The organism is Streptomyces himastatinicus ATCC 53653, assembly GCF_000158915.1.
GTDB classification, from domain to species: domain Bacteria; phylum Actinomycetota; class Actinomycetes; order Streptomycetales; family Streptomycetaceae; genus Streptomyces; species Streptomyces himastatinicus.
The window spans coordinates 2195626-2199090 of the sequence record NZ_GG657754.1; the positions used below are offsets into that span (position 1 = coordinate 2195626).

The 3465-nt window shown below is 71.6% G+C and carries 3 protein-coding genes and 1 pseudogene; 1 reads left to right on the forward strand and 3 read right to left on the reverse strand.

Annotated features, from left to right (window positions below; genetic code table 11):
* The 3 genes from SSOG_RS08670 to SSOG_RS08680 all read right to left on the reverse strand — a co-directional run.
* On the reverse strand, nucleotides 1–473 hold a 473-nt coding region (locus SSOG_RS08670; RefSeq protein ID WP_009713837.1), incomplete at its 3' end, for an SDR family NAD(P)-dependent oxidoreductase.
* 1 nt (nucleotide 474) lies between these two features.
* Complete coding sequence (locus SSOG_RS08675; protein WP_009713838.1) at nucleotides 475–1863, reverse strand: aldehyde dehydrogenase family protein; 1389 nt, start codon at nucleotides 1861–1863, stop codon at nucleotides 475–477.
* A 14-nt stretch (nucleotides 1864–1877) separates the two neighbouring features.
* Nucleotides 1878–3245 carry a glutamine synthetase family protein gene (locus SSOG_RS08680; RefSeq protein WP_009713839.1) on the reverse strand — a complete coding sequence of 456 codons (1368 nt, stop codon included), beginning with the start codon at nucleotides 3243–3245 and terminating at the stop codon, nucleotides 1878–1880.
* 96 nt (nucleotides 3246–3341) lie between these two features.
* Here SSOG_RS08680 and SSOG_RS55770 point away from each other — a divergent pair.
* Nucleotides 3342–3465, forward strand: a pseudogene (locus SSOG_RS55770) (GntR family transcriptional regulator); the annotation flags it as partial.

The following is a 3465-nucleotide window of genomic DNA, read 5'->3' on the forward strand; positions in this document are numbered from 1 at the left end:
GTCGCGGCGCCCATGACGGCCACGAAGGACGCCGTGTTGATGATGGACCCCCTGCCCTGCCGCTGCATATACGGCAGCGCGGCCTTGCAGCACAGATAGACGGAGGTGAGGTTGACCTCCTGGACGCGCTTCCAGGCGTCCAGCCCGGTGGTGAGGATCGAGTCGTCGTCGGGCGGCGAGATGCCCGCGTTGTTGAACGCCACGTCGACCGACCCATAGGTGTCGTACGCGGTCTTGAACAGCGCCTCTACCTGCTCCTGATCGGTGACGTCCACCTGGACGTAGAGCCCGCCGACCTCGTCGGCCGCGGCCTTGCCCGCGGACGCGTCGATGTCGGCACACACGACGCGCGCGCCCTCGGACGCGAAGCGGCGCGCGGTGGCCAGGCCGATGCCGCTGCCCGCTCCGGTGATGACCGCGGTACGGCCCACCAGACGGCGGCACACGGGGGTCTCGGTTTCGGTCTCGCTCACGTCACTGCTCCTCGGTGCTGTTCTCGGTGCTGATGAACACGTTCTTCGTCTCGGTGAAGGCGGTCAGGGCGTCGGGGCCCAGCTCCCGGCCGAGGCCGGACTGCTTGTAGCCGCCGAAGGGGGTCGCGTAGCGCACGCTGCTGTGCGAGTTGACGGACAGGTTCCCGGCGGCGACGGCGCGCGAGACGCGCACCGCGCGCCCCACGTCGCGGGTCCAGATCGAGCCGGAGAGGCCGTAGTCGGTCCCGTTCGCCAGCCGTACGGCGTCTGCCTCGTCCTCGAAGGGGAGGACGACGGCCACCGGGCCGAAGATCTCCTCCACGGCGGTGCGGTCACCGGGCCCGGTGCCCTCCAGGACGGTCGCCGGGTACCAGAAGCCCTTGCCGCCGGGGGCCTCGCCGCGGATGGCGGCGGGCGCGTCCTCGGGGACGTAGGACCGTACGCGCTCCCGCTGCGCCGCGGAGATCAGCGGGCCCATGTCGGTGGCGGGGTCGGCCGGATCGCCGACCGCGAAGGACCGTACGGCGGGCTCCAGCAGCTCCATGAACCGGTCGTAGACGCCGCGCTGCACCAGGATCCGGCTGCGGGCGCAGCAGTCCTGGCCGGTGTTGTCGAGGAACGAGCCGGGGGCGGCGGCCGCGGCGCGCTCGATATCGGCGTCGGCGAAAACGATGTTGGGGCTCTTGCCGCCGAGTTCGAGCGTCACGCGCTTCACGCCCGCCGCGCACTTCGCCATGATCTCCTTGCCGACGGCCGTCGACCCGGTGAAGACGACCTTGGCCACGCCCGGGTGCTCCACCAGCGCGGCCCCGGCCACCGGACCGGCGCCGGGCAGCACCTGGAACAGCCCCTCGGGCAGCCCGGCGGCGAGGGCGAGTTCGGCGAGCCGGAGCGCGGTGAGCGGAGTGGTCTCGGCGGGCTTGAGGAGGACGGCGTTGCCCGCGGCGAGGGCGGGCGCGGTGCCCCAGCCGGCGATGGGCATCGGGAAGTTCCACGGCGCGATGGGGGCCACCACGCCGAGCGGTTCGTGGAAGGTGATGTTCAGGCCGCCCGCGACCGGGATCTGGGCGCCGCTCAGCCGCTCCACTCCCCCGGCCGCGTACTCCAGCAGATCGCGGACGTTGCCCGCCTCCCAGCGGGCGTTGCCGATGGGGTGGCCCGCCTCGCGGACCTCCAGCGCGGCCAGTTCCTCGATGTGGTCGTCCACGGTGGCGGCGAAACGGCGCAGCAGCCGGGCCCGGTCGGCGGGGGCGAGGGCGGCCCAGCCGCGCTGGGCGGTGGCGGCGCGGGCGACGGCGGCGTCCACGTCGGCGGGCGTGGCGGCCGGGACGGTGGCGATGACCTCCTCGGTCGCCGGGTTGAGGATGTGGTGCTCGTGGGGGTGGGACATGTTTGCGTTCCTCATCACATGCGCTCGAAGGACCGGAAGCGTTCCCAGTCGGTGACGGCGGTGTCGTACGCCTCCTGCTCGACGCGGGCCATGTTGAGGTAGTGCTCGACCACCTCATCCCCGAAGGCGGCCCGCGCTATGGGGCTGGCCTCCCACAGCTCGGCGGCGTCGCGCAGCGAGGTCGGCACGTGGGCGGCGTCGCCGGTGTACGCGTTGCCGGTGCAGACCTCGGGCAGCTCCAGCTCCTGTTCGACCCCGTACAGCCCGGCGGCCACCATTCCGGCGACGGCGAGATACGGGTTGACGTCGCCGCCGGGGAGCCGGTTTTCGAACCGGTGCGCCTGGCCGTGGCCGATGACGCGCAGCGCACAGGTGCGGTTGTCCGGGCCCCAGGCGACGGCGGTGGGCGCGAAGGAACCGGGCCGGAAGCGCTTGTAGGAGTTGATGTTGGGCGCGTAGAGGAGGGTGAAGTCGCGCATCGCGGCGATCTGCCCGGCCAGGAAGTGGCGCATGGTCTTGGACATGCCGTACGGGCCCTCGTCGTCCGCGAGCACGGGGCGCCCGGCCTCGTCGCGCAGCGAGAGGTGGATGTGACAGGAGTTGCCCTCGCGCTCGTCGTACTTGGCCATGAAGGTGAGCGCCATGTCCTCCTGGGAGGCGATCTCCTTGGCGCCGGTCTTGTAGATGACGTGCTGGTCGCAGGTGGTCAGCGCGTCGTCGTAGCGGAAGGCGATCTCGTGCTGGCCGAGGTTGCATTCGCCCTTGGCCGACTCCACGGTCATCCCGGCGGCGCCCATCTCGTTGCGGATGCGGCGCAGCAGGGGTTCGACGCGGCCGGTGCCGAGGATGGAGTAGTCGACGTTGTACTGGTTGGCGGGGGTGAGCCCGCGGTAGCCGCTGTCCCACGCCTGCTCGTAGGTGTTCCGGAAGACCATGAACTCCAGCTCGGTCCCGGCGTACGCGGTCCAGCCGCGCTCCGCGAGCCGGTCCAGCTGGCGGCGCAGGATCTGCCGCGGGGAGGCGACCACGGGCGAGCCGTCGTGCCACGAGAGGTCCGCGGTGAGCATCGCGGTGCCGGGGTTCCAGGGGATGCGGCGCAGGGTGGCGGTGTCGCCGCGGAGGGCGAAGTCGCCGTAGCCGCGTTCCCAGGAGGACATGGCGTAGCCGCCGACGGTGTTCATGTCGGCGTCGACGGCGAGCAGGTAGTTACAGCCCTCGGTGCCGTGCTCCAGGGCATCGTCCAGGAAGAAGCGGGCGGCGAACCGCTTGCCCGCGAGTCTGCCCTGCATATCGGTGAAGGCCAGGACGACGGTGTCGATCTCCCCGGCGGCGACGAGCCTGGTCAGCTCGTCGACCGAGAGCGGGGGCGTGCGGTCTGCCACGGTGGTGCCTCCTGGCTTCGGACGGGTGTGGGGGGCTCGGAGTGGCCTTAAGGTAATACCGCAGACCATTGATTGGGAAGGAGGTGCGGACGGTTCATGAGCGGGAGTGAGAGCAGGGGCGCGGGCGGCGACCGGCTGGCGCCGGTGCTGCGCCCGGTGCGCGCCGGAAACGGCTTCGAGGAGGCGCTGGAGCAGATACTCCAGGTCGTACGGCTGGGGC

What these genes read in the sequence shown, in the direction of transcription:
- SSOG_RS08675 (WP_009713838.1), bottom strand. Translation starts at nt 1,863, where the DNA reads ATGTCCCACCCCCACGAGCACCACATCCTCAACCCGGCGACCGAGGAG.